Raw genomic sequence first — 21,405 nt, forward strand, 5'->3', positions numbered from 1 at the left:
CTCCTCGGTCCGGATACGTGGTCGGACCGGTGGTTTTCACGCCGCCAATCCGCCCGAGAACCGTACCAAGATCTACATAATTAGGTAATAAGGAGGCATGGGAGGTATCGCAAAGGTAAAGCGGATGCGGTCGGGTGGCGGTCCCGGGGCCGCCGTAACCGGGGGGCGGCACCCGCTGTTGCACAGCCCGGCGGGCCACCCACGGTGAACGGAGTTCCGATGTCGCAGGCGTCGCAGGTGTCGCAGCAGACCGGTGAGACGCGGGGGCAGGCCGAGACGCAGGACGAGACGCAGGACGAGACGCAGGCGCAGGCCGAGGGGCAGGGCCGGCCGGGCACCTGGATGACCCCCGCCGCGTACGGGGCCTCGCGCGCCGCCGTGTGGACCGCGGCCGTCGTCCTCGTCACCGACACCGACGGCCGGGTCCTCGTCCAGAGCGTCGACTACCGGGCCGACCGGCTGCTGCCCGGCGGAGCCGTGGACGCCGGGGAGTCGCCCTCCGCGGCGGCGGCCCGCGAGATGTGGGAGGAGCTCGGCGTCGAGGGCCGCTACCCGCGCGGGCTCGCCGTCGACTGGATCCCCGCCGACACCCCCGGGTTCCCGGCCGAGATGCGGTTCCCCGGGGAGATCCTGCACGTCTACGACGGAGGCACCTGGACCCCGGAGCGGATCGACTCCATCCGCCTCCCCGCCCAGGAGATCACCGGCATCCACTTCGCCGAACCCTCCGACCTGCCCGCCCTGATGGACGCGGGCGACGCCCGCCGCGCCCTGTCCGCCCTCCGCGCCCGCGTCAACGGCTCCGGCACCGCCCTGCTGGAGGACGGCCGCCCCACCGCACCCACCGCCCTGGACCGGCTCGGCGTGCTCCGCACCCGCCGGACCCCGCAGCGCGGCGCCTGGCACCCGGGCCCGGTCCCCGCCCACCTGCCCGTACGGGACCGCTCCGGCTGGCTCTTCGCCCCCGACGGCCGGGTCCTGCTCCTGGTCGCCCGCGCCACCGGAGCCGTCCACCTCCCGCCGCCGACGACCGCCCCCACCACCGGCGCCGCCCCGCTCGGCTACCGGTACGGCGAAGAGGGCGCCCACGCCCGCACCACGGCCCGCCTCATCTCCCTCCCCCCGGCGGCGGACCCGGCGTACGCCCGCCTGCTGGCCACCCCCGAACAGGTCCGCGAGCTGAGCGACTGGGGTCCGGCGGGCGCCCACGAACTGGCCGCGGTCCACACGGCCCGCACCCGCCTGGCCCTCCCCACCCCCACCCGCACCCCACCCACGGAACTCCCCGAGGAGGGCGCACGCTGGTGACCCGAGGAGAGCGTCCCGGACGGCCCGCTCCGGGGCTGGCGCAGCGCCGCGCGGACTGGGCGCGGGATGTGCGGGGTGGCGATCCACGCGCGCTGAGCGGTGCCCCCCGGGCCCGGGTTCGTGGCACCGCCATGATCGGGAAATCCGCCGTCCGCGGCACGCGGTCCCGCAGCATGGGGCCATGAGCGACAGTGCGATCACCTACACCGTGTACATCCAGGCCGATCCCGCCCGGGTCTGGCAGGCCCTCACCGAGCCCGCCTTCACCCGCCGGTACTGGGGCCTGAGCTTCGAGACCGACTGGGCGGTGGGCTCGCCCATGAACTGGGTCGAGCGCGGGGCCCGCACCAGCGACCCCGAGCAGGTGGTCCTCGGCTGCGTTCCGGACCGGCTGCTCTCCTACACGTGGCACACCTTCACCCCGCAGTGGGCGGCCTCGGCCGGCATCGGCGAGGCCTTGCGGGCCGAACTGGCCGACGAGCCGCGCACGAAGGTCACGTACGAGATCGAGCCGGTCGGCGACGCCCTCGCCCGGCTGACCATCCTGCACGAGGGCTTCGCACCGGGCGGCACGCTCATCGGCATGTGCGGACGGGCCTGGCCGATGCTCGCGTCGAGCCTCAAGACCCTGCTGGAGACCGGGGCCCCGCTGCCCGAACCGGAGCAGGAGCCCGGTGACGGCAGCTGACCGACCCGCGCAAGCGGAGGCCTCGGCCGGCGCGACGACGTACGGGTCCGGGCGGCGGGCGCCGCGGTGCTCGTCCTCGGCCGGGGCGTCACGGGCCGCCGGTCGGCGCCGAGTCCCTCATGCCGGCCCCCGCCCCGGCCGCTAGCGGCACCCTGAACGCGGGCTGCCCCCGGCGGTCGTGTGGAATGGGTGCATGGGGAGAGGGATGAAGAAGCGGCGGCCCACCATCGGCATGCCGGAGAGAGTGCTGGTCGTGCCCGTGGCAGACGGCTGGGCGATGTCGATCGTCGGCGGCGCCCGATGAGCCGCCCCGCCGCCGAGCCCCCCGAGCACTGGCGGTACGCGCGCCACCTCGAGTCGCTGGCCGACGCGCCGCGTGCCGGTGCGGGCGCCGAGGCCTACGCGGTGGCCGGCGTGCTGCGGGATCCCGACCCGGTGATGGCCGAGAGCGCGGTGGTCACGCACCTCGACCGGCGGGCGGCGCGGCTCCTCGCCGACGACGGGTTCCCCGCCTGGGCTCAGGCCATGACCGGTGTGCTCGCCGGCCGTGCCTTCCCCGAGCGGCGGCTGCGCGAATGGGCCCTGCTCAGGGCCATCACCCGCGGTGAGCCCTGGTCCGCCACCGAGCTCACCGGCGCCTCGGACTGGTGCCAGCGCACTGCCGCCCAGTCGCTGGCCTCCTCGGAGGCACTCGCCCTGCTCGCGTCCGCCGCCCGCACCCGCCGCGTCCGCAACGCCGCCGCCGGCCGGCTGAGTCGCCGTAGGGCGGCCGCGACCTCTGTGTGACCGGCGGCCGGCGACGTACCATCCTGACAAGGGCACTGGAAGGAAACCGGAAGGGAACCGGAAGGGCGCTCAAGGGTCGGCGCATCCGTTTCACACATATGTGCCAAGAGTCTCGTCACGCGCCTGTCCGGCGTCTAAGGTGCCGTTAACCCGGCCGGGTATCAGCGTTGAATCGATGCCACTCCGCTGGAGGATGACTCTTCGTGTCGCACGTTTCGCATGCTCCCGTCACAACCCCCGACGGCGAGCAGGCCTTGCCCGTACCCACCGCGTACAGCGAGGTCAAAGGCTGGTTCTCGGCCTCTGACCAGGTGCTCTTCGACTGGTTCCTGACCCGTCAGAACAGCGGTGCCGCTCAGCCGGGCGACCTTCTGGAACTGGGCGTGTTCATGGGGAAGAGCGCGATCTTCCTCGGCCGCTATCTGCGGGAGGGAGAGGAGTTCACCGTCTGCGACCTCTTCGACTCGCCCGCCGTGGATGAGCTGAACCTCGCGGAGAACCGCCACTCGTACCCCACGCTCACCCGGCGCGGGTTCGAGACGAACTACCTGGCCTTCCACGAGGCACTGCCGACCGTCATCCAGGCACCGACCTCCGTCGTCGGCGCCGAGGTGCGCCCGGCGAGCTGCCGGTTCGTCCACGTCGACGCCTCCCACCTCTACGAGCACGTGGTCACGGACATCGAGTCCTCGCGGCTCGTGGCGACGCCCGGTGCGGTGGTGGTCTTCGACGACTACCGTTCCGCGCACTGTCCGGGGGTCGCGGCCGCGGTCTGGTCGGCGGTGGTTTCGGGCGGGCTGAACCCCATCTGCGCCTCCGACATGAAGCTCTACGCGACCTGGGACGACCCGGAAGCCCACCAGAAGGACCTCCTGGCCTGGCTGGAGGGCCGCTCGGATCTCGGGTACGGCGTGGACATGATCGTCGGCCGGCCCATCGTGCACATCTCGGACGCCGGGGCCCGGCCGCCGGAGCTCCCGCAGCCGCTGCACCCCGCGCCCGCGCAGGCTCCCGCTGCCCCCGCCCCGGCCCGCAAGCCGGGTGCCCGGGCGCGCAAGCTCGCCAAGGACCTGCTGCCGCCGGTCGTCACCCGCGCGATCGTCTCCTGGCGCCGCCGCCGGCGCGGCTGACCGCCGCCGCACGCGCCGGACCCGCCCACGAGGTCCGGCGTACGCGGCGTGCGCGCGTCAGAGCCCCTTGCGGACCCTGGCGGCCCGGCGGGCCTCGGCCTGCTGCCGGGCCTCCAGCGTCTTGCGGGACTCCTTGCCCTTGCCCGGCCGCCCCGGCCGGGTGCCCATCCCGCGGAAACCGAGCTCCGAGCCGGAAGGCTTGCCCTTGGCGTCGGTCGGCGCGGCGCCGGCCAGCGGCACCCCGGAGGGCGCCTTCGCCCCGGTGATCCGGCTCAGCGCCGCCTCCCCGGACCGCACCTGCGTGATCGTCGGCCGGATCCGCGCGTCCGCCATCAGCCGGACCATGTCCCGGCGCTGGTTGGGGGTGACGAGGGTGACCACCCGGCCGGACTCGCCGGCCCGTGCCGTACGCCCGCCGCGGTGCAGGTAGTCCTTGTGGTCCGCGGGCGGGTCCACGTTGACCACGAGGTCGAGGTCGTCGATGTGGATGCCGCGCGCCGCGACGTTCGTGGCGACCAGGACGGTGACGGCACCCGTCTTGAACTGCGCCAGGGTCCGGGTGCGCTGCGGCTGCGACTTGCCGCTGTGCAGCCCCTCCGCCCGTACGCCCATCGCCCGCAGGTGCTTCACGAACTGGTCGACGCCGTGCTTGGTGTCGAGGAACATCAGCACCCGGTTGTCACGGGCCGCGATCTCGGTCGCCGCCGAGTACTTGTCGGCCGCGTGGATGTGCAGCACGTGGTGGTCCATCGTGGTGACCGCGCCCGCCTGCGGGTCCACGGAGTGCGCGACCGGGTCCTTCAGGTAGCCGCGGACCAGCTGGTCCACGTTCTTGTCCAGGGTGGCCGAGAACAGCATCCGCTGCCCCGCGTGGTGGACCTGGTCCAGGATCTCCGTGACCTGCGGCATGAAGCCCATGTCGCACATCTGGTCGGCCTCGTCGAGCACGGTGATCTTCACGCGCTCCAGGTGCACGTCACGCCGCCCGACGAGGTCGCTGAGGCGCCCCGGGGTGGCCACGACGACCTCGGCCCCCGTGCGCAGCGATCCGACCTGGCGTCCGATCGACAGCCCGCCGACCACCGTGGCCATCCGCAGGTTCAGGGCCTTGGCGTACGGGTCCAGGGCCTCGGTCACCTGCTGCGCCAGCTCGCGCGTCGGTACGAGGACCAGCGCCAGCGGGCGCTTCGGGTCCGCCTGCTGCCCCGCGGTGCGGGCCAGCAGGGCCAGGCCGAAGGCGAGGGTCTTGCCGGAGCCGGTCCGCGCGCGGCCCAGGACGTCCCGGCCGGCCAGCGCGTTGGGCAGCGTCGCGGCCTGGATGGGGAACGGCTCCTTGACCTCCAGCTCGGCCAGGGTCGTCACCAGCTCGGCGGGCAGCTCCAGCTCGGAGAACGAGGCGACCGGCGGCAGCCCCGGCACCTTCGGCTCGTGCATCGTGAACTCACCCTGCGGCCCGAGGCTCCGGGGGGCCTTGGCGCCGGTCTTCGCACCGGGCCTGGCACCGCCCTTCACACCGAAACGGCCATGAGCTGACGGGTTCCTCATGCAGGACCTTTCGAAGCAATGAATGCGCAGTGGGAAACAAGATGGTCAACCGCCCATGGTACCAGCGGGGGCTACCGGGGCCGGGCGTCCAGTTCGCCGGACCGCACCTGCTCCAGGTGGGCGCGGACCTCGCCCGCGGCCCGGCCGAACCAGTCGGCGATCACGGCCACCTCGTCGGGCGTGTAGTCGGCGAACAGGGCGCCGAGGCGGTCGTAGAACGGCTGGTACACGGTGAAGATCCGCGCACTGGCCGCGGGGTCGGCCACCACCCGGACCCGGCGCCGGTCGGCCGGGTCGGCCTGGCGCCGTGCGTACCCGGCCCGCTCCAGACGGTTGAGCACTCCGGTGACGGCGCCGGTCGTGAGGTTGGTCAGCCGGCCGAGGTCGCCGGCGGAGAGGGGGGTGTCCCCGGCGCCCAGAATGTGGCCGAGGCAGGTCAGGTCGGTGACGTTCAGCCCGAGCATCTGCGCCACCTCCTGCTGGGCGATGACGCCGAGCGCGACGTACTGGTCCATGCGCGAAAGCGCCTCCCCGGCCGTGGCCGGGGGGCGGGGCTTGCCCTGCACGCAGATACTCCTTAGCATCTAAGTTACTTAGCTCGTGAGATAAAAGATCCTGTTCCGAGCCTACTGCCGACCCTTAGACCAGGGAGAACCATGAGTGCTCACGGCCACGTCGACCTCGGCCACACGGTGGCCGGCTGGACCGGTACCGCCCTGGCCCTGCTGGGCTGCGCCGGAGCGGGCCTCGCCGTGTGCGCGGCCTGGACGCCCGGGATCTGGCTCGGCCTCGGCGTCGTCGCCGCGGCCGGGCTGGTCACCTGGCTGCTGCACCTCGCCGGATGGGGCAAGCCCAGCGGCCCCCGGCCCGAGGGGGAATGGGACTGGCGCGTCCGCGATGCCTCCGCCGGCAGTGGGCACGCGGACTGCCTCGGCTGCCGGGTCAGCGGACCCCGGCGAGCCCTCGCATCAGCCCCTCGGCCTCGATCCGCCGTGTCGTTGCCCGCTGCGGATAGCAGCGCATGAACATCCGGGTGAAGTGCTCCCCGTAGTGGATCACCGTGCTGTCCTCCGGATCCCGGCGGAGCGGCCGGATCCGGGCGCCGAAGCGCGGCTCGTGGAAATAGGCCAGGGTGTACCGCTCCCGGTCCGCGAGGCGCACCTTGTGCGGGGTCGACAGCAGCTCACCGCCGGTGAGGAACTGCAGGATGTCCCCCGGGAACACGGTCAGGACGTCCGGGACGGGCGTCACGTACGACCAGCCGGGGGAGTCCTGGGCGAAGCCGGCCGAGGACTCCCCCGGCAGCCAGTTCCGGGGCCTGCGCTCGCCCTCGATCGGCGGGCGCACGAAGAGCCCGCCCACCTCGTCCTGCGCGGCGATCACCAGGAGCCCGTAGTCGGTGTGCGCGCCGATCCCGCGCTCCGTGGTGCGCGAGGCGGCCGGGAAGCGCAGTACGCGCATGTGGTGCCAGCCGTCGCGGGTCAGCCCGGCGAGGCGGTCGATGCCGGCCGGGCCGGACCCGTGCCCGAGTCCCAGCCCGAGCGCCACGAGCCGCAGCAGTCGTTCGCCGAGGGAGCCGACCCCGGCGAGGTAGGCCTCCATGGCCGCCCGGTACGCGGCGTCGGGCCACGGCACCGGCCCGTGGCAGGGCAGTCCGCGCGCGGCCGCCGGCAGGTCCGGGGTGATCGTGAAGATCTCCGAGGCGTCCCGCTCGCCCGCCGTGACCTCCTCCCCGGAGGCGATGTACCCGCTGTACGAGGTGTCGTTGACGCAGGCGGCCTTCTCGGCCGGGGGCCTGGCGAAGAACCGCCGACTGGCCGCCAGCGCCTCCCGCGTGCGCGCCCGCTGACCGGCGTCGGCCGCGATCTGGAAGATCCCGTCGCGCCGCCAGGCCGCGGTCATGGCCCGGCCGAGCGCCTCGTCCGCCGTCGTGCCGGTCACGTGTTCCGGTACGCGGAACGTCGCGAACCCGCCCATGTCCGTCCCCTCTCGAAGGAGTCTTCCGCAGGAGCTTCTCCCCCTTTTCACGGACAGGGCGGCCAGAAGTTCGATTGCGCGGCGCGCCACGGTTGGCCGCGTCCAGCGTGTGCTGTGCGGGACCGTTGGGCAGGATCGAAACGGCCGCGTTCAGCGGCCCGCAGTGGAACGTTGAGAAGGATCAGCCAGATGGCAACAGGCACCGTGAAGTGGTTCAACTCGGAGAAGGGGTTCGGCTTCATCCAACAGGACGACGGCGGCCCCGACGTGTTCGTGCACTTCTCCGCGATCGAGTCCAGCGGCTTCAAGTCGCTGGAGGAGAACCAGCGGGTCGAGTACAACGTCACCCAAGGCCCCAAGGGCCCCCAGGCCGAGCGGGTGGTTCCCATCGGGTAGTACCGCTTCGCGACCGGGCTCCTGAGCCCGCGCCGTGAGCCGAGCCCCGCCGGTCCGCCCGGCGGGGCTTCCGCATGCTGCCGGCCCCTACACGGCGCGGTGCAGGGCCAGGAGGAGCGCCCACACCTGGTCGGCCAGCTCGGACGGGGTCGCCGGGACCCGCTCGTGCAGCCAGTCCGCCAGCACGCCGGTGAAGGCGCCGGCCACCGCCGAGGCGACGAGGTCCGCGTGCGGGGCGCCCACCGCCGCGCGTTCGGCGAGGGCGCGGGCGCGCAGCTCGTGGTGGAGACGGTCGCCCAGGGGGCCCGCGCCACCGGGGAGCAGCAGGGTGCGGTAGAGCCGGGCGTGCCCGGCCGCGGCTGCGAAGAAGGCGGCCAGTGCCTCCGGGGGGCGGACCGGGGCTCGTGATCCCGGTCCGGTCTGCCAGGCGTGGAGGGCGTCGACCGCCGCGTGCACCACGTCCGCGCAGGCGTCCACGGCGAGCGCGGGGAGGTCCTCGTAGTGCAGGTAGAAGGTGGCCCGGCCGACCCCCGCGCGGCGGACCACCGCCGAGACGCTCACTTCGGCGAGCGGCCGGTCCGCGCACTCGGCGAGCAGGCTCTCGCGCAGCCGCCCCTTCGTGCGGGCCGTACGCGGGTCCTCCGGGCTCACGCGGTCACGCGGCCAGCAGCGCCGCGCCGAGCGCGAGCGCGCCGGGCAGGGCCTGGGCGATGAGGATCCGCCGGTTGGCGGTCGCGGCCCCGTAGGCCCCGGCGACGATCACGCAGACGAGGAAGAAGACCTGCGTGGCGAGCGAATCGATGACGAGCGCCCAGACCAGGCCGGCGGCGAGGAACCCGTTGTAGAGCCCCTGGTTCGCGGCGAGCGGCGCGGTGAGGCGGGCGGTGTCCGCGTCGAAGCCGGACAGCGCCCGGCCCGGCGGCCGCTGCCACAGGAACATCTCCAGGACCAGGAAGTACACGTGCAGCGCGGCCACGAGGCCGATCAGTATCCGAGCGACCGTGTCCATGGCCGCCTCCGTTTCTCATTGCCCAGCGAACCGAGGACCGTACTTCCTGGACAACTGTACAGGAAGTACGGTCCTGCGGCGCCGCTCAGAGGTGGGCGTCCAGGAACTGCCGGAACTCCTCGCGCGTCATCGGCCCGGCCTGGGTCGCGACGGCCTCGCCGCCCTCGATGAGTACGGCCGTCGGGGCGCCGGTCACCCCGTAACGCCTGGTCGGGCCGGGGCAGCGGGTCATGTCGGTGCGAATGGCCGTGAACCGCGTCCCGTACTCCGCCGCCAGTTCGGCGACGATCGCGTCCATCTCGCGGCAGGCGTCGAGGGCCTTAGGCCAGGACCCGCAGAAGTAGGCGAGGACCGGTCCCGTCGTCATGGAGAGGACGAAGTCGAACTCCTGGTCCTCCAGTGGCTGGTGTACCCGACGTGCCATGCGTGCCGCTCCTCGCTCGTGCGCGCCCGTGTGCTCGCGGGCGGCCACCATCATCGCCCGTTGTCAGTGGCGCCTGTGAAGCTGAGTGCCATGGACGACAGGATGCTCCGGCGCCGGGTCTACGGCGCCGACCACGAAGACCCCGATCCGGGCCCGCGCCCCGGTCATGTCTACGGCGAGCTCGTGGGCGGGCCCCTCGACGGGCTCCTGCTCGACATCACCGGCTGGAGCGCGCCCCAGCTCGCCGAGGAGGCCCGCCTTCCGACGGAGATAGGGCGCTACGGGGCCGGAGGGCGCGCGCACTACCGCCGCCGCGCGCAGGACCCGGGCCACTGGGACTGGGTGGGCGACAGCCGCTGAAGCCGGGCTGGGCCTGGATGGGTTGTCCCCGGCCCGGGCCCGGGCCCGGGCCGTGGGCCGGGGCGGTCGCCTCAGCCTGCGGCCTGGCGGCTCACCTTCCTGGCCCACAGCACCAGCGGCACCTGGAGCGGCAGCCGGCCGAAGGCCACGGCCCGCAGCGCGGGGGAGCGGTGGCGGGCGTCGGCGGCCATCTTGACGTTCGCCGGGAACACGCCGACGAAGAAGGCGGCGGCCGCCATCGCCGCCGCCTTCCGGGTCCGGGGATGGGCGACACCGACGGCGAGGGCGAGCTCGGCGGCGCCGCTCGCGTACGTCCACGTGCGCGGGCTCCCGGGCAGCGAGCGCGGAACGGTGGCGTCGAACTGCTTCGGCATCGCGGCGTGCGCGACGGCCGCCCCGGCGAGCAGACCTGCGAGCAGAAGGGGGGAGGAAAGCGGGCGGGCCATGGGTGTCGAGTCCTCTCGGGGACGACGGGAACCGCGATCCTACTCGCGAGTAGGGCCGTGTCGTTCGGCTCCCCGGAGAAAATCTTCGAAGAATTCTCGGGGAGCTGTCGATCCGGGCGGCTGCCGTTCGACGCAGGGGTGAGAGGCGGGGAACGTCCCCGCCCTCCCGACCGAGGAGTCACCATGCCGCGCTTCCTGACGATGATCCGCATCGACGAGCAGAACCTGCCCCCCGAGCAGTTCCCCGCCGACTTCGAGCAGCGCATGGGCGCCCTCTTCGAGGAGATCACCAAGGCCGGGGTCATGCTCGACACGGCCGGCCTGCTCCCGACCGCCGAAGGCACCCGCCTCACCTGGTCCGGCGGGAAGATCAGCTACACCGACGGCCCCTTCACCGAGACCAAAGAGGTCGTCGGCGGCTACTCCCTCACCCAGTGCAAGGACAAGGCCGAGGCCATCGAGTGGACCCGCCGCTTCCTGGAGGTCCACCCCGCGCACTGGAACGTCAGCGCCGAGGTCCGCGAGATCCAGGAGATGTGAGCCGCCCGGCCCCCTCCGGGGCCGCGCCGCGTTTGCCCTGCCTCGTCACGGCTGCTCTGATGGGTGGCCGTGACGGCAGCGAATACGGCCCAGGCGGTCGAAGCGGTGTTCAGGATCGAGTCCGCGCGCATCATCGCCGGCGTGGCCCGCATCGTGAGGGACGTGGGCATCGCCGAGGAACTCGCGCAGGACGCCCTCGTCGCCGCGCTCGAACAGTGGCCGGAGTCGGGTGTCCCGGACAGGCCGGGCGCCTGGCTCATGGCCACCGCCAAGCACCGCGCGATCGATCTCGTCCGCCGCAAGGAGACCTACGCGCGCAAGCTCGCCGAGGTCGGCCGGAGCCTGGAGGACGTCCCGCCGCCCGCCGAACCGGCGGACCCCGACGGCATCGACGACGATCTGCTCCGGCTGATCTTCACGGCCTGCCATCCCGTCCTCGCCACCGAGGCCCGGATCGCCCTCACCCTGCGCCTGATGGGCGGACTGACGACGCAGGAGATCGCCCGCGCCTTCCTGGCCTCCGAGCCGACCGTCGCCCAGCGCATCGTCCGGGCGAAGCGGACCCTGGCCACGGCGGGAGTGCCCTTCGAGGTCCCGTACGGGGCCGACCGGGAGGCGCGGCTGGCCTCCGTCCTCGAAGTCATCTACCTGGTCTTCAACGAGGGCTACTCGGCCACCGCCGGCGACGACCTGGTCCGCCCCGCCCTGTGCGAGGACGCACTGCGCCTCGCCCGCCTCCTCGCCGCCCTGATGCCCAAGGAACCCGAGGTGCACGGCCTCGCCGCCCTGCTGGAGTTCCAGGCCTCACGGATCACCGCCCGCACCGGCCCCGACGGGGAGCCGGTGCTCCTCGCGGACCAGAACCGGGCCAAGTGGAACCGGATGCTCATCCACCGGGGCGTGCGGGCCATGGGCCTCGCCGGCAGCGGCCCGTACGCCCTCCAGGCCGCGATCGCCGGCTGCCACGCGGCCGCCGTCCGCTACGAGGACACCGACTGGCCGACGATCGCCGCACTGTACGGCCGGCTCGTCCTGCTGGTCCCGTCGCCCGTGGTGGAACTCAACCGCGCGGTGGCCGTCTCGATGGCCCAGGGGCCGGAGGCGGCGCTGCCGATCGTCGACGCCCTGACGGAGGAACCCGCCCTGCGCGCCTACCACTTGCTGCCGAGCGTACGAGGAGACCTGCTGGAGCGGCTCGGCCGGCCGGAGGAGGCCCGCGCGGAGTTCGAGCGGGCGGCCTCGCTCACGCGCAACGAGCGGGAGCGCGACCTGCTGCTGAGCCGCGCGGCCCGCCTGTCGTAGGGCCGCCTGTCGCAGTACCGCGTCAGCCGCGGCGCGTCGCGTACGCGGCCACGTCGAGCGGAGTGCGGACGGGCCGCCGCGGCGGGGTCAGCGCCACGGGCCGGCGGAATCCGCCCGCGCGGGCGATCTCCCGCACGGTCAGGCGCAGCGCCTCCTGGAAGTCGCCCATGGTGCGGCGGGCCGCCGGCGTGTCCACGTACAGGGAGTTCATGTGGAGTCCGTCCGCGTCCCGTTGGAACCACGAGCACGCCCCGTTGGCCCGCGCCGACCAGACGTGGGTCGTCGGCCGCCACTCCTCGTGGCGTTCGGCGCCGCGGCACTTGCGCATGTCGATGTACGAGAAGAAGTTCACGGGATACGGCCAGGAGCGGGCCGCGAACTCCTCGGGCGCCAGCAGCTCCCAGGCCCGGACGAACGGTACGTCGATGTGGCCGATCATCTCGCCGAAGCCGGCCCGGACCCCGGCCATGACCGTGGCGAAGTCCCGGCCGGGCGAGGCGTCGAACTCGATCGGCATGGTGTTGACGAACCACCCCACCGAGTCCGTCCAGGCCTGCCGGCCGCGTTCGCTCACCGGCATCAGACCCCGGTAGACCCCGGGCCCGCCCGCCTCGCGCAGACAGACGGCGACGGAGGCGAGCACCCCCATGAAGGGCTTGCCGCCGACCGCCAGGCAGGTCTTCTCGAACACCTCCGCGTCGGTGGCGTCGAGGAGTTGGGAGGCCTCGTTCACGATCGGGTACATGCGGTCTGGCTCCACGCCGAGGTCGAGCGGGAAACGGGGGAAGAACTCGCCGCCACCGCGCTCGATGAAGGACTTCCAGTAGCCGAGGCGTTCGTCGCTGGCGTCGATCGACAGGTAGCGGCGGCGCTGCTCTTCGGCGAAGTCGAGATAGCTCGGGGCGGGCGGCAGCGCGATGGCCTCGCCGCGGCACAGGCCTTCGTAGGCCGTCAGCACCTCGTGGACGACGATCGGCATCGACATTCCGTCGCACACGATGTGGTCGAAGGCGAGGTACACGGTGGCGGAGTCCTCGCGGAGCACCGCGCCCATCACGAACAGGGGCCAGGAAAGGGTGTCGATGCTCCGCTTGAACCGCTCGACGAGGAAATCGCGCAACACGTCGGAGCTGTCGAAGGAGGCCACCGGCTCGGCTTCGAGGGAGAGTTCGGCTGGGTCGAAGGGCTCGCAGGCCACCTCCCCGGCGAGCCTGCGGAACGCGCACCTCAGCACTTCGTGCCGCTGGACGAAGGCGAGCAGCGCCTGGGCCAGCGCCGGTTCGTCGAGCGGCCCGGCCACCTCGAAGGTGACCGCGATCCACGAGGCGACCGGGTCGTCGGCGGCCCTGCTCTCCTCGGCGACCGTGAAGTGCTTGTCCTGGTTGAAGGACGCCTTCCGGCCCGCTGCTCGGGGATCCTGGTCGTCGGCCTCCGCCTCCCCCTCCGCGCCTTCCCGGACGCCGGTCCGCACACCGGCCTCCGCCTCCGTGTCCGCCGCCGTGCGCCTGAGCCGCCACTCGACCACCCGACCGGGTGCCACGTGGTGCATCTCCAGTGGAAACTGCCGCATAATCGTCATCCCTTCGCCCCCGAGCCGACCCCGAGGCGCTAACGACCTCCGGGCCGAGTAAGTGACGAAATCACCCACCGGGGGCCGGACCGCCGAGGAGGGGCCCGCCGTCGAGCTCCTCGGTCAGGGCGCTTCAAGGGATGTCGGCCGTGCGGTGGGACGCGGCCGTGGCGCTCCGTGCCTTGCGTGCGACGGGCGCTCAGGACTCGGAATCGTCGCGGCGGACTTCGATGTGGTCGGCGGCCAGGTCGACCGCCACCCGGTGTTCCATGCCCAGCGCCTCCAGGAACTTCTGGGGGAGCTGGACGCGGCCGGTGCGGTCCAGCACGACGTACTCGCGCTCGCTCACCGATTCCTCACCGTGCTCGTCGGTGACCGTGCGCCGCAGCACCTCGCTGCTCGTACGGCCGTCGCGGACGGCGACCGTACGGCGGACCTCGCCGGCTACCAGCGGGTCGTGGGTCACGATGACCACGGTCGCGCCCAGTTCCCGGTTGACGGTGCGGAAGGACTCGAAGATGGCCGCTCCGGTCTCGGAATCCAGCTCACCGGTGGGCTCGTCGGCGAGGAGCACCTTCGGGTCGTTGGCCATGGCCACGGCGATCGCCACCCGCTGCTTCTGGCCTCCGGACAGCTCGGCCGGCCGGCGGCCCGCGAGGTCGCCGATCTCCAGGGCGTCGAGGAGCTCCGCCACCCGCCGTGCGCGGCGGCCGGACGCACCGCGCGGGGCCCGGCCCCTCAACTGCATGGGCAGCGCGATGTTCTGGGCCGCCGTCAGGAACGGCAGCAGGTTGCGGGCCGTCTGCTGCCAGACAAAGCCCACCGCCTCGCGCCGGTAGCGCAGCCGCTGCCTGGCCGACATCTCCAGCAGGTCGTAGCCCCCGACGGTGGCGGTGCCCGCGGTGGGGACGTCCAGGCCGGCCAGGATGTTCAGCAGCGTGGACTTCCCGCTGCCCGAGGCGCCGACCAGCGCCACCAGATCTCCCTCGGCCACGGTCAGTTCGAGCCCCTGCAAGGCCTGCACCTCGACCCCGGCGGTGCTGAAGATGCGCACCAAGCGGTCGCAGGCGATCGCCGTACCCACCCCGGTCGTACGGGGCTCGGCGGCGGCCAACGCCTGTCGGCGCAGCTCTTCGTAGGTCGGCTGGTCGGTGTTCACCGCTGGTCTCCCGCTCTCAACTCGGTGGTGATCTGGCGCCTGCCGGATATCGCCGCTTCCGCCAGCACGACCCCGGCGACCAGCACCGCCAGGCCCAGCGCCTGGGTCAGTACCGGGGTCGCGGCGAACCGCAGCCCGGCCGGCACGTCGGCGCCGACCAGCGCGGACAGGTCCACGGCCGGACCCAGCAACGCCACGGCCGCCGCCGCGACGAGTCCGCCGCCGAACGCGGCGACGAGGGCCTGCGGCAGCGCTTCCGCGAGGATCAAGGCCACGCCCTGGCGGGGCCGCAGGCCCATCGTGCGCAGCCGTGCGAGCAGCGCCGCCCGCTCCGGCGCGCCGCGTACGAGGGTCAACAGCACCGCCAGCACGGCGAAGCCCGCGGCGCCCGCCACGGACGCCCAGAACAGCCGTCCGGCCGAGTGCTGGAGCGGGTCCCCGGCGAGCTTCTCGACCGAGGCGGCGCTCGTCGCCACCAGGTAGTGCTCGGCGGCCGCGGCCGGGACCCCGGCGCGGATCAGCTCGGTGAGCCGGTCCCCGTCGAGCGGGCCGATCGCGTACCAGCGGTTGGGACGCGCGGTCTTGGGGGCCACCGCCGAGGTCGGCGCGGCCGGCAGCACCAGGGTGGCCCTACCGGAGCCCGCCATCGCGGGTGTCCCGTCGATCAACCCGGCCGCCGTGACCCGGAGTTCGTCACCGCCGACCCGGAGGCGGAAGGTTTCCCCGGCGGCCTGTCCCGCCTCCTGTTGCTTGAGGAGGTCGCTGCTGAACAGCGCGGGGATCGGGGCGCCGGCGGCTGCACCTCCGTTGAGCACGGCCGGGTCGAACCGGCCGCGCCCGACGGCCCGGGACAGCCGGGCGTAGGACTCCGGGTCGACGACGAGCACCGTGACGTGCGTGGAGCCTTGCCCGGTGCCGAAGAGGAAGGCGTCGTCGTTCATCCACACCGCGGACGCGACGCGTACGCCGGGCAGTGCGCCCGCGGCCTTGACCAGCTCGTCCGGTATCGCGTCCCCGGGCGGTGCGGAGAGCTGGGTGTCGCCGCCGACCGCCTGCCGGGCCACCTGGAGCCGGGCGGTGTCCACCGCGCCCAGCACCGTGGCCCCGAAGCCGCCCGTGGTGACGGCGAGCAGCAGTGCGATCAACGGCAGCACCGAGGGCCGACCGGGCCCCTGGTCTTGCCCCTGCCCATGCCCTTGCCCATGGGTCCCGGCGCTCCCGGCGCCCCGCGCGGCGCGGGCCAGACCGAGGAAGCCGACCAGGCCGGAGCGCCGGCCCGCCGCCCGGGCCAGCGCCCCGACGAGGGCGGGCTGGAGCCGGGCCAGCACGAGCCCGCCGGACAGGGCGAGCAGCAGCGGGGCGGCGACGAGCAGCGGATCCGGCCCCGCGCCGGTAGGGGCGACCCCGCGCGTGCGGACCTCGAACACGGCGGCCGCGGTGGCGGCGAACACCAGCAGCTCGGCCACGAGCCGCCTGCGCGGGCGCGGCCCGCGCGGACCGGACAGGAGTACGTGGGCCCGTACGGGCAAGGCCAGGAGCGCCGCCAGGGTGACGGCGGCCGCCGCGACAAGGGAGGCCGTCCGGCGCGGGGTCGGCAGCAGGACCAAGGCCAGCCAAGTGGCCGCGGACGCCGCGGGCAGTACGGTGACGGCGCCTTCCCCCAGCAGGCGGCGCACGATGGAGCGGCGCGCCCCGCCGCGCGCGAGCAGCAGCCGCAGCTCTGCCTCACGCCGGGCGCCGCTCAGGGCGGCCGCCAGGCAGAACACGACGAGGGCCACCCCGGCGACCCCTGCCGGGCCGATCGCGGCGAGGGGTGCGGCGCCCTGTTGCCGGGCTTCGGCCCGCGCGAAGAGTTCCGGCAGGCGGGACGCGATGTGAAGGTCGGGCCGCTTGAGGGAGGAGGCGAGCTCGGAGGCGATCGGGCCTGCGACGAAGGAGGCGATCTCCTTCTTGACGCCGGTCAGTTGATCGGCCCGCAGCGTCCCGGTGTCCACCGGGAGCCGCCAGAAGTACTGGGTGCCCTCGCCCCAGCCGCCGATCCGGTCGAGCCCGTCCGGGCCGACGAGGGCGGCGGTCGCCCAGTACGCCTCCGGAAGGTTTTTGGTGGTCCGGGTCTCGCAGGCCTTGGTCAGGCAGGGCAGATCGGTCCAGTAGACGTTGGTGGCGTCGGCCGCGTCGTAGAGACCGACGACCTCGGCGCGGATCGTGGCGGACACGGTCGGCGTGGACTCCAGCACGGTGCCGAGCGGAGCCTTGAGGGTCTCGGACGCGGCGCGCGACAGGGCCACCGGGATGGGGGCGTCGGGCGCGGCGGGTGCACTGCCGGCGGGCCAGCGTCCTGCCACCAGGGACACGTGGGCGGCCGCCCCGGGCAGGTACGCGAGGGTCAGCCGGGGATTGATGCCCTCGGGCCGGGACAGCCCCGGGTTCGCGAGTTCGCGGGCCTTCACGCCGACGGCCCCGTGCACGGGGCCGCTCGCGGCGAGCCGGAAGGAACCGCCGGTGCGCGCACGCAGGGTGGCCAGGGCGGAGTCCAGCTCCTGAGGCGTCGCGGCCCCGCCCCGCGAGGTCGTGGTGGCGAGCAGGCTCGTCGCACCGGGCCCCTGGTCGCGCAGGAACGAGCGCAACGCCTGATCGGCACCGCGGTCCACGGCCCGCGGCAGCGCGGCCGCGAGCAGCACGGACACGAAGACGAGCGCGGCCCCGAGCAACGCGCTGAGCGGCGCCGCCCGCAGCCGGGTCCACACCCACGGCGCGCCCCGAAGCCGCGCCCCCGGCCCCGGCCGCTGCCCGAACGGTCCTGCCGCACCCTGGGTTCGCCGCGGGCCACCAACCACCGCACCGCTGGGCCCACCCGTTCCGGATCGGCTTGTGCCGGGCCGGCTTGTGTCGGGCTGGCCTGTGACGGGTCCGCCTGTGTCGGGCCGGCCTGTGTCGGGCCGGGCCGCGCCGGGTCCGCTCGTGTTGGGCTGGCCTGTGGCGGGTCCGCCTGTGTCGGGCCGGACGGCGTCCGTTCGGACCGCGCCGGGTCCGCCCGCGTCGGGCCGGTCCGGGGCGGGCCGGTCCGGGGCGGGCCGGTCCGGGGGCGGTGCGGCCGAGCGAGGCCCGGCCGGGTCGGATGTGCCCGTGCCGGGTTTCCCCGCGGGGGAATCCCCGGAGGCGGGTGGGGCTGGGTTGGTGGGGTCGGCTGTCGTCGGGCGGTCCGGGTCGGGTGCGGGCGGGCGGCTCATGACTCCTCCACGTGCCGCAGCCGGTCGGCCACGCCTCGGTCTCGGCGGCGGCCGCCCAGTACGGCCGACAGCAGGGGTGCCGCGGCGATCGCGGCGGCCAGGAGCAGCGTTTCGGCGGTCGGCAGGTCCACCAGGACCTGCGGGACCGGGCGGCGCGCGGCCGGCGTCAGCACCACCAGCGGCACGATCAGGTGGACGATGGCCGCGCCCAGCCCCACCCCGACGGCAGTGCCCAGGCCGACCAGCACGCAGTTCTCGGCGGCGGCCGTCCGGGCCAGCCGCCGCCGGGGTGCCCCCAGCGCCCGCAGTACCGCGAACTCCCCGGTCCGCTCCCGCCCGGCCGCCGCCGCGGACGCCCCGAAACCGATCGCGGCCAGCACCGCGCAGGCCACCGCGAGCGCGGCCAGCGCGCTCTGCGGGCCCGCGCTCAGCGGATCGTCCAGCAGCGCGGCCGCCAGCTCTTCGCGCACCTCCACCTGCTGCGTTCCCGCCCCGGCACGCAGTTCGGCTGCGGCCCGCGCGGGAGCCGGATCCTCGGGGGAGGCGGCCGGCAGCCACCACTCGGCGGCCGCGGGCAGCTCCCGCCCACTGTCGGCCGCCAACAGCCGCCCGGCGGCGGCCAGATCGACGGCCACGGCAGTGTCACCGGCCACCGGCAGCGAGCCGACGGCCGCGGTGATCCGCACCGGCACATCGGCTCCGCCCAGCGGTACGGGCACGAGGTCGCCCACGCTCGCGCCGACGGCGGCGAGGTAGGCGCGGGTGGCGAGCCCCGGGAGCTCGGCCGCGGGGGCGCTTCCCACGAGCAGCCCGAGCTGCACACCGCGGACGGTGTCCGTGCCGCCCCGGTACCGGACCTCGAGCAGCGCGTCCGGCCCGGCCGGGAGCAGTTCGGCGAGCCGGCCGCCGCCGGCCAATGGCGGTGCCTTGAGCGCCCATTCGGGGGCGGCGCCCGCGACCGGTACGGCCGCCCCGCCCGGGCTGTCGGCGGCCGCGATCCTGCGCACGGTCAACTCCCCGGGCAGCTCGGACCCGTCGGGCGGCGGGAAACCGTCCGGCGGGGGCCCGAAGTCCTCCAGCCCGTACGAGAGCACGAGCCCGGCGATCCGCAGCGGCGCGGCGGCCGACCCGAGCGGGGCCCCGGCCAGGGTGTCCAGGTCCAGAGAGAGCGTTGCGTCCCCGGACTCGGGGAGCGGGAGCATCGGCACGCGGTAGGTCAGGCCGAAGCGGTCGCGCAGGAGGAGCCCGAGGCCGGGGCGGCCGGCCGCTTCGGGGGTCCGCACCGTGACGTCCAGATCGATCCGGCGCGGGTGCCCGGGCAGTTCGATACCGCTCCCGCCGGCCGCAGTCCCGGCCGGAGAGCCCGCCGCCAGCGGCGTGAACAGCTCCCGCACGGAGCGCCCGTCCCGCAGGTCGGCCCGCAGCGGAACCCGTTCGGCCACCCCGGCCGCGTCCAGCGCGAGTACCTGTGCGGCGCGGCCGCCCGGCAGGTCCTGCTTCGCGCGGACCACCGGGATCACCCGCTCGCCTCCGGGCAGCGAGGAGTACAGCCCGCCCCGGCCCAGCGGAGCCACGGCGCTGCCGGAGATCCGCAGGCCCCCGGCGGTGGCGAAGTCGGCCTGGTCGCGCTGGGAGGCGGACCACGCCGTCTGCTGGCCGAGTGCCAGGACCCCGCTGGACACGGCGAGTACGAGCAGCAGCACCGGCCCCGTGGCCCGCCCGGGCCGACGGGCGAGCTGCCAGCCGACCAGCGCCGGCCCGAGTCCCCGGCCGCGCGCGGCGATCCGCCCTCCGAGCCGCGCGGCGAACGGCAGCAGCCGCAGCACCAGCAGGGTGCCCGCGCACAGGGCCAGGGTCGGCGCCGCGACCAGTACCGGGTCCACACCCGGCACCGGGCCGCCGGCCGGCGTGGAGGCCGCGAGCTCGTCGCCGCTGTACTGCGCGAGCTGCTGGTAGGCGAGGACGGCGAGGGCCACCAGCGCCAGGTCGGCGCCCGACCGGGCGGCCCCGGCGACCAGCGCCTGACGGCGTCCGCTGCGCCGCAGCGCGGCGGCCCCCGCGCCGCGCAGTACGGCGGGCAGCGTGGTCAGCAGGACGCAGCCCAGGGCGCAGCCGGCCGCGACCGGCCAGAGCAGCCAGGTCCCGGAGGTGTCCAAGGGCACCCGGGCCGGCCGGCCGAAGTCCGTGAGCAGGCGCAGCAGGGGAGGGGTCAGCAGGGGCGCGAGCACGGCGGCGGGGAGGGCGAGCAGCAGGGATCCGGCCGCACCGAGGGCGCCGAGACGCGGGCGGGAGGCGCCGCGGGCGGTCAGCAGGACCCGCTCGGACTCCTGGCGTTCCGTCAGCAGATGGGCGACCAACAGCAGCGCGGCAGCGGCGAGGACGGCGAGCTGGAGCGCTCCGACGAGCAGGGTGGACCGGGCGACCCGCTGCCCGGAGGCCAACTCGTCGAGCAGGTCGGGAAGTTCGGTCTTGACCTTGAAACCGGACGGGACCGTGACCCCGCCGGAGCCGGAGCCGGTGGCACCGCCACCGCCACGGCCACCGCCACCGCGGTCACCGGGGGCGCCCTCCGCCAGCCCGGCCGCGCGCTCCCGGACGGCCTGCGTCTCGGCGGCGCGCACGGTGGCGAAGTCGGCGGTGAGGAGCGCACCGCGGCTGTTCTGCGGCAGCCCGCCCGCCGTGAACGCGGAGTCGTCGACGAGCAGCGGCCCGTACGTGGCGAAGCCGCTGACCTGCAGCTCGCGGCCGCCGAGCGGGTCGAGCCGCCAGTACGGAGCCTCGGGGTCGGACGCCCGGTAGACCCCGGTGACCAGCACGATGAGCGGAGCTCCGCCGTACCGGTCGTCGAGGCGCACTTCGGCCGGCAGCGCCGCCTCGGTGAGCCCGAGCCGGGTCAGCGCGGCCGACGGTACGGCCACCTGCGTGGGCGCGGCGCCCGGCCCGGCGACGGCCTGCGGCCACCGGCCCGCGAGGAGCCGTACCCGCTCACGGTCGAGGGCGGCCAGCAGCGTCAGATCGCTGTCCTTGCCGGGGGTGCGCGGCCCGGGAAGTCCGTACGGACGGCTGCGCGCGAGGCTCTCGACCACCACCGGGAGCCGTCCGAACAGCTCGCCGGCGAAGGCCCGTACCGTCCCGTCGTCCTCGGTGCGCGCGGTCACCGGATGCTCGCTGGTCACCAGGACCGTGGCCCGGGTCCGGCCGGGTCCCTGGAGCGCCTGGCGCAGTCCGGCCTCACCCACACCACGGGTGAAGGCGAACAGCGCGGTCAGCACGGTCGTGGTGATCAGTACGGTGAGCAGTACGGCCGCGGCGAGCGGCAGTCGCCCGTGCAGCCGGCGCACGACGAAGCCGAGCATGTGCTGTGTTCCTCCCCCGTCCGGACCGCCGACTCCGGATAGCGGACGATGCTGTCAGATTCGAACGCACAGGGGAAGGGACTTGCGCGAAGGATGTGACGGGTGAGCAAATTCGAACGACAGGCCCCGGCGTGCCCGTTTCGGCCGGTCTCAGCCGAGGGTTCGAGGGTTCGAGGGTT

At 74.4% G+C, this 21,405-nt stretch carries 20 protein-coding genes; 9 read left to right on the forward strand and 11 right to left on the reverse strand.

Going from position 1 to position 21,405, the window contains the following annotated elements; all coding sequences use genetic code 11:
* Positions 1 to 219 precede the first annotated feature (219 nt).
* The 4 genes from OG625_RS34870 (at position 220) to OG625_RS34885 (ending at position 3,912) form a co-directional block, all read left to right on the forward strand.
* Positions 220 to 1,308 carry an NUDIX hydrolase gene (locus tag OG625_RS34870; protein WP_329388968.1) on the forward strand — a complete coding sequence of 363 codons (1,089 nt, stop codon included), beginning with the start codon at positions 220 to 222 and terminating at the stop codon, positions 1,306 to 1,308.
* 181 nt (positions 1,309 to 1,489) lie between these two features.
* Entirely contained in the window at positions 1,490 to 1,996 is a 507-nt protein-coding gene (locus OG625_RS34875) for an SRPBCC family protein (RefSeq protein ID WP_329388970.1), read from the forward strand.
* A gap of 300 nt (positions 1,997 to 2,296) precedes the next feature.
* A complete protein-coding gene (locus OG625_RS34880) occupies positions 2,297 to 2,782 on the forward strand; it encodes a hypothetical protein (RefSeq protein WP_329388972.1) in 486 nt (161 codons plus the stop codon).
* Between the two features lie 203 nt (positions 2,783 to 2,985).
* On the forward strand, positions 2,986 to 3,912 hold the full coding sequence (locus OG625_RS34885) for a class I SAM-dependent methyltransferase (protein ID WP_329388974.1): 927 nt from the start codon (positions 2,986 to 2,988) through the stop codon (positions 3,910 to 3,912).
* A gap of 57 nt (positions 3,913 to 3,969) precedes the next feature.
* On the opposite strand, the gene OG625_RS34890 is transcribed toward OG625_RS34885, so the two are convergent.
* Together OG625_RS34890 and OG625_RS34895 are read right to left on the reverse strand one after the other, a co-directional pair.
* Positions 3,970 to 5,457: a DEAD/DEAH box helicase gene (locus OG625_RS34890; protein ID WP_443067830.1), complete on the reverse strand. Its 1,488-nt coding sequence runs from the start codon at positions 5,455 to 5,457 to the stop codon at positions 3,970 to 3,972.
* Positions 5,458 to 5,528: 71 nt separating this feature from the next.
* Positions 5,529 to 6,023 (reverse strand): MarR family winged helix-turn-helix transcriptional regulator, encoded by a 495-nt coding sequence (locus tag OG625_RS34895; RefSeq protein WP_329388978.1) that lies wholly within the window; start codon positions 6,021 to 6,023, stop codon positions 5,529 to 5,531.
* A gap of 90 nt (positions 6,024 to 6,113) precedes the next feature.
* On the opposite strand from OG625_RS34895, the gene OG625_RS34900 reads away from it, so the two are divergent.
* Positions 6,114 to 6,482: an HGxxPAAW family protein gene (locus OG625_RS34900; protein ID WP_329388981.1), complete on the forward strand. Its 369-nt coding sequence runs from the start codon at positions 6,114 to 6,116 to the stop codon at positions 6,480 to 6,482.
* On the opposite strand, the gene OG625_RS34905 is transcribed toward OG625_RS34900, so the two are convergent.
* Positions 6,400 to 7,434, reverse strand: coding sequence for a 2-oxoglutarate and iron-dependent oxygenase domain-containing protein (locus OG625_RS34905; RefSeq protein WP_329388983.1), 1,035 nt, complete (start codon positions 7,432 to 7,434; stop codon positions 6,400 to 6,402). The genes OG625_RS34900 and OG625_RS34905 overlap by 83 nt on opposite strands.
* Positions 7,435 to 7,623: 189 nt before the next feature.
* On the opposite strand from OG625_RS34905, the gene OG625_RS34910 reads away from it, so the two are divergent.
* Entirely contained in the window at positions 7,624 to 7,830 is a 207-nt protein-coding gene (locus OG625_RS34910) for a cold-shock protein (RefSeq protein WP_329388985.1), read from the forward strand.
* Between the two features lie 87 nt (positions 7,831 to 7,917).
* On the opposite strand, the gene OG625_RS34915 is transcribed toward OG625_RS34910, so the two are convergent.
* The 3 genes from OG625_RS34915 to OG625_RS34925 form a co-directional block, all read right to left on the reverse strand.
* The gene (locus OG625_RS34915; protein ID WP_329388987.1) at positions 7,918 to 8,481 is read right to left on the reverse strand and encodes a TetR/AcrR family transcriptional regulator; all 564 of its coding nucleotides are present in this window, start codon (positions 8,479 to 8,481) and stop codon (positions 7,918 to 7,920) included.
* A gap of 4 nt (positions 8,482 to 8,485) precedes the next feature.
* Positions 8,486 to 8,839, reverse strand: coding sequence for a DUF1304 domain-containing protein (locus OG625_RS34920; protein ID WP_329388989.1), 354 nt, complete (start codon positions 8,837 to 8,839; stop codon positions 8,486 to 8,488).
* Between the two features lie 85 nt (positions 8,840 to 8,924).
* A complete protein-coding gene (locus OG625_RS34925) occupies positions 8,925 to 9,263 on the reverse strand; it encodes a thioredoxin family protein (RefSeq protein ID WP_329388991.1) in 339 nt (112 codons plus the stop codon).
* A gap of 90 nt (positions 9,264 to 9,353) precedes the next feature.
* Between OG625_RS34925 and OG625_RS34930 the strand changes: the two genes are divergently transcribed.
* Entirely contained in the window at positions 9,354 to 9,623 is a 270-nt protein-coding gene (locus OG625_RS34930; protein WP_329388994.1) for a hypothetical protein, read from the forward strand.
* A 71-nt stretch (positions 9,624 to 9,694) separates the two neighbouring features.
* Here OG625_RS34930 and OG625_RS34935 read toward each other — a convergent pair whose 3' ends face one another.
* Positions 9,695 to 10,069 carry a DoxX family protein gene (locus OG625_RS34935; RefSeq protein ID WP_329388995.1) on the reverse strand — a complete coding sequence of 125 codons (375 nt, stop codon included), beginning with the start codon at positions 10,067 to 10,069 and terminating at the stop codon, positions 9,695 to 9,697.
* A gap of 183 nt (positions 10,070 to 10,252) precedes the next feature.
* On the opposite strand from OG625_RS34935, the gene OG625_RS34940 reads away from it, so the two are divergent.
* Positions 10,253 to 10,609, forward strand: a complete 357-nt coding sequence (locus OG625_RS34940; RefSeq protein WP_329388997.1) for a YciI family protein — start codon at positions 10,253 to 10,255, stop codon at positions 10,607 to 10,609.
* 69 nt (positions 10,610 to 10,678) lie between these two features.
* Positions 10,679 to 11,911 carry an RNA polymerase sigma factor gene (locus OG625_RS34945; RefSeq protein ID WP_329388999.1) on the forward strand — a complete coding sequence of 411 codons (1,233 nt, stop codon included), beginning with the start codon at positions 10,679 to 10,681 and terminating at the stop codon, positions 11,909 to 11,911.
* Positions 11,912 to 11,933: 22 nt separating this feature from the next.
* On the opposite strand, the gene OG625_RS34950 is transcribed toward OG625_RS34945, so the two are convergent.
* From OG625_RS34950 to OG625_RS34965, 4 genes are all read right to left on the reverse strand, one after another.
* On the reverse strand, positions 11,934 to 13,481 hold the full coding sequence (locus OG625_RS34950) for a condensation domain-containing protein (RefSeq protein WP_329389001.1): 1,548 nt from the start codon (positions 13,479 to 13,481) through the stop codon (positions 11,934 to 11,936).
* A gap of 199 nt (positions 13,482 to 13,680) precedes the next feature.
* The gene (locus OG625_RS34955; protein ID WP_443067831.1) at positions 13,681 to 14,640 is read right to left on the reverse strand and encodes an ABC transporter ATP-binding protein; all 960 of its coding nucleotides are present in this window, start codon (positions 14,638 to 14,640) and stop codon (positions 13,681 to 13,683) included.
* Positions 14,637 to 17,387 (reverse strand): hypothetical protein, encoded by a 2,751-nt coding sequence (locus OG625_RS34960; RefSeq protein ID WP_329389003.1) that lies wholly within the window; start codon positions 17,385 to 17,387, stop codon positions 14,637 to 14,639. The genes OG625_RS34955 and OG625_RS34960 overlap by 4 nt, the downstream gene beginning before the upstream one ends.
* A 479-nt stretch (positions 17,388 to 17,866) precedes the next feature.
* Complete coding sequence (locus tag OG625_RS34965; RefSeq protein ID WP_329389005.1) at positions 17,867 to 21,226, reverse strand: FtsX-like permease family protein; 3,360 nt, start codon at positions 21,224 to 21,226, stop codon at positions 17,867 to 17,869.
* Between the last annotated feature and the right edge of the window lie 179 nt (positions 21,227 to 21,405).

Source organism: Streptomyces sp. NBC_01351, assembly GCF_036237315.1.
Classification (GTDB): domain Bacteria; phylum Actinomycetota; class Actinomycetes; order Streptomycetales; family Streptomycetaceae; genus Streptomyces.

Bases quoted from the DNA above. Each gene is read 5' to 3' on its own strand.
- OG625_RS34950 (WP_329389001.1), bottom strand. From the start codon at position 13,481: ATGCGGCAGTTTCCACTGGAGATGCACCACGTGGCACCCGGTCGGGTG.
- OG625_RS34875 (WP_329388970.1), top strand. From the start codon at position 1,490: ATGAGCGACAGTGCGATCACCTACACCGTGTACATCCAGGCCGATCCC.
- OG625_RS34940 (WP_329388997.1), top strand. From the start codon at position 10,253: ATGCCGCGCTTCCTGACGATGATCCGCATCGACGAGCAGAACCTGCCC.
- OG625_RS34870 (WP_329388968.1), top strand. From the start codon at position 220: ATGTCGCAGGCGTCGCAGGTGTCGCAGCAGACCGGTGAGACGCGGGGG.
- OG625_RS34890 (WP_443067830.1), bottom strand. From the start codon at position 5,457: ATGAGGAACCCGTCAGCTCATGGCCGTTTCGGTGTGAAGGGCGGTGCC.
- OG625_RS34905 (WP_329388983.1), bottom strand. From the start codon at position 7,434: ATGGGCGGGTTCGCGACGTTCCGCGTACCGGAACACGTGACCGGCACG.
- OG625_RS34900 (WP_329388981.1), top strand. From the start codon at position 6,114: ATGAGTGCTCACGGCCACGTCGACCTCGGCCACACGGTGGCCGGCTGG.
- OG625_RS34965 (WP_329389005.1), bottom strand. From the start codon at position 21,226: ATGCTCGGCTTCGTCGTGCGCCGGCTGCACGGGCGACTGCCGCTCGCC.
- OG625_RS34935 (WP_329388995.1), bottom strand. From the start codon at position 10,069: ATGGCCCGCCCGCTTTCCTCCCCCCTTCTGCTCGCAGGTCTGCTCGCC.
- OG625_RS34880 (WP_329388972.1), top strand. From the start codon at position 2,297: ATGAGCCGCCCCGCCGCCGAGCCCCCCGAGCACTGGCGGTACGCGCGC.
- OG625_RS34920 (WP_329388989.1), bottom strand. From the start codon at position 8,839: ATGGACACGGTCGCTCGGATACTGATCGGCCTCGTGGCCGCGCTGCAC.
- OG625_RS34910 (WP_329388985.1), top strand. From the start codon at position 7,624: ATGGCAACAGGCACCGTGAAGTGGTTCAACTCGGAGAAGGGGTTCGGC.
- OG625_RS34925 (WP_329388991.1), bottom strand. From the start codon at position 9,263: ATGGCACGTCGGGTACACCAGCCACTGGAGGACCAGGAGTTCGACTTC.
- OG625_RS34930 (WP_329388994.1), top strand. From the start codon at position 9,354: ATGGACGACAGGATGCTCCGGCGCCGGGTCTACGGCGCCGACCACGAA.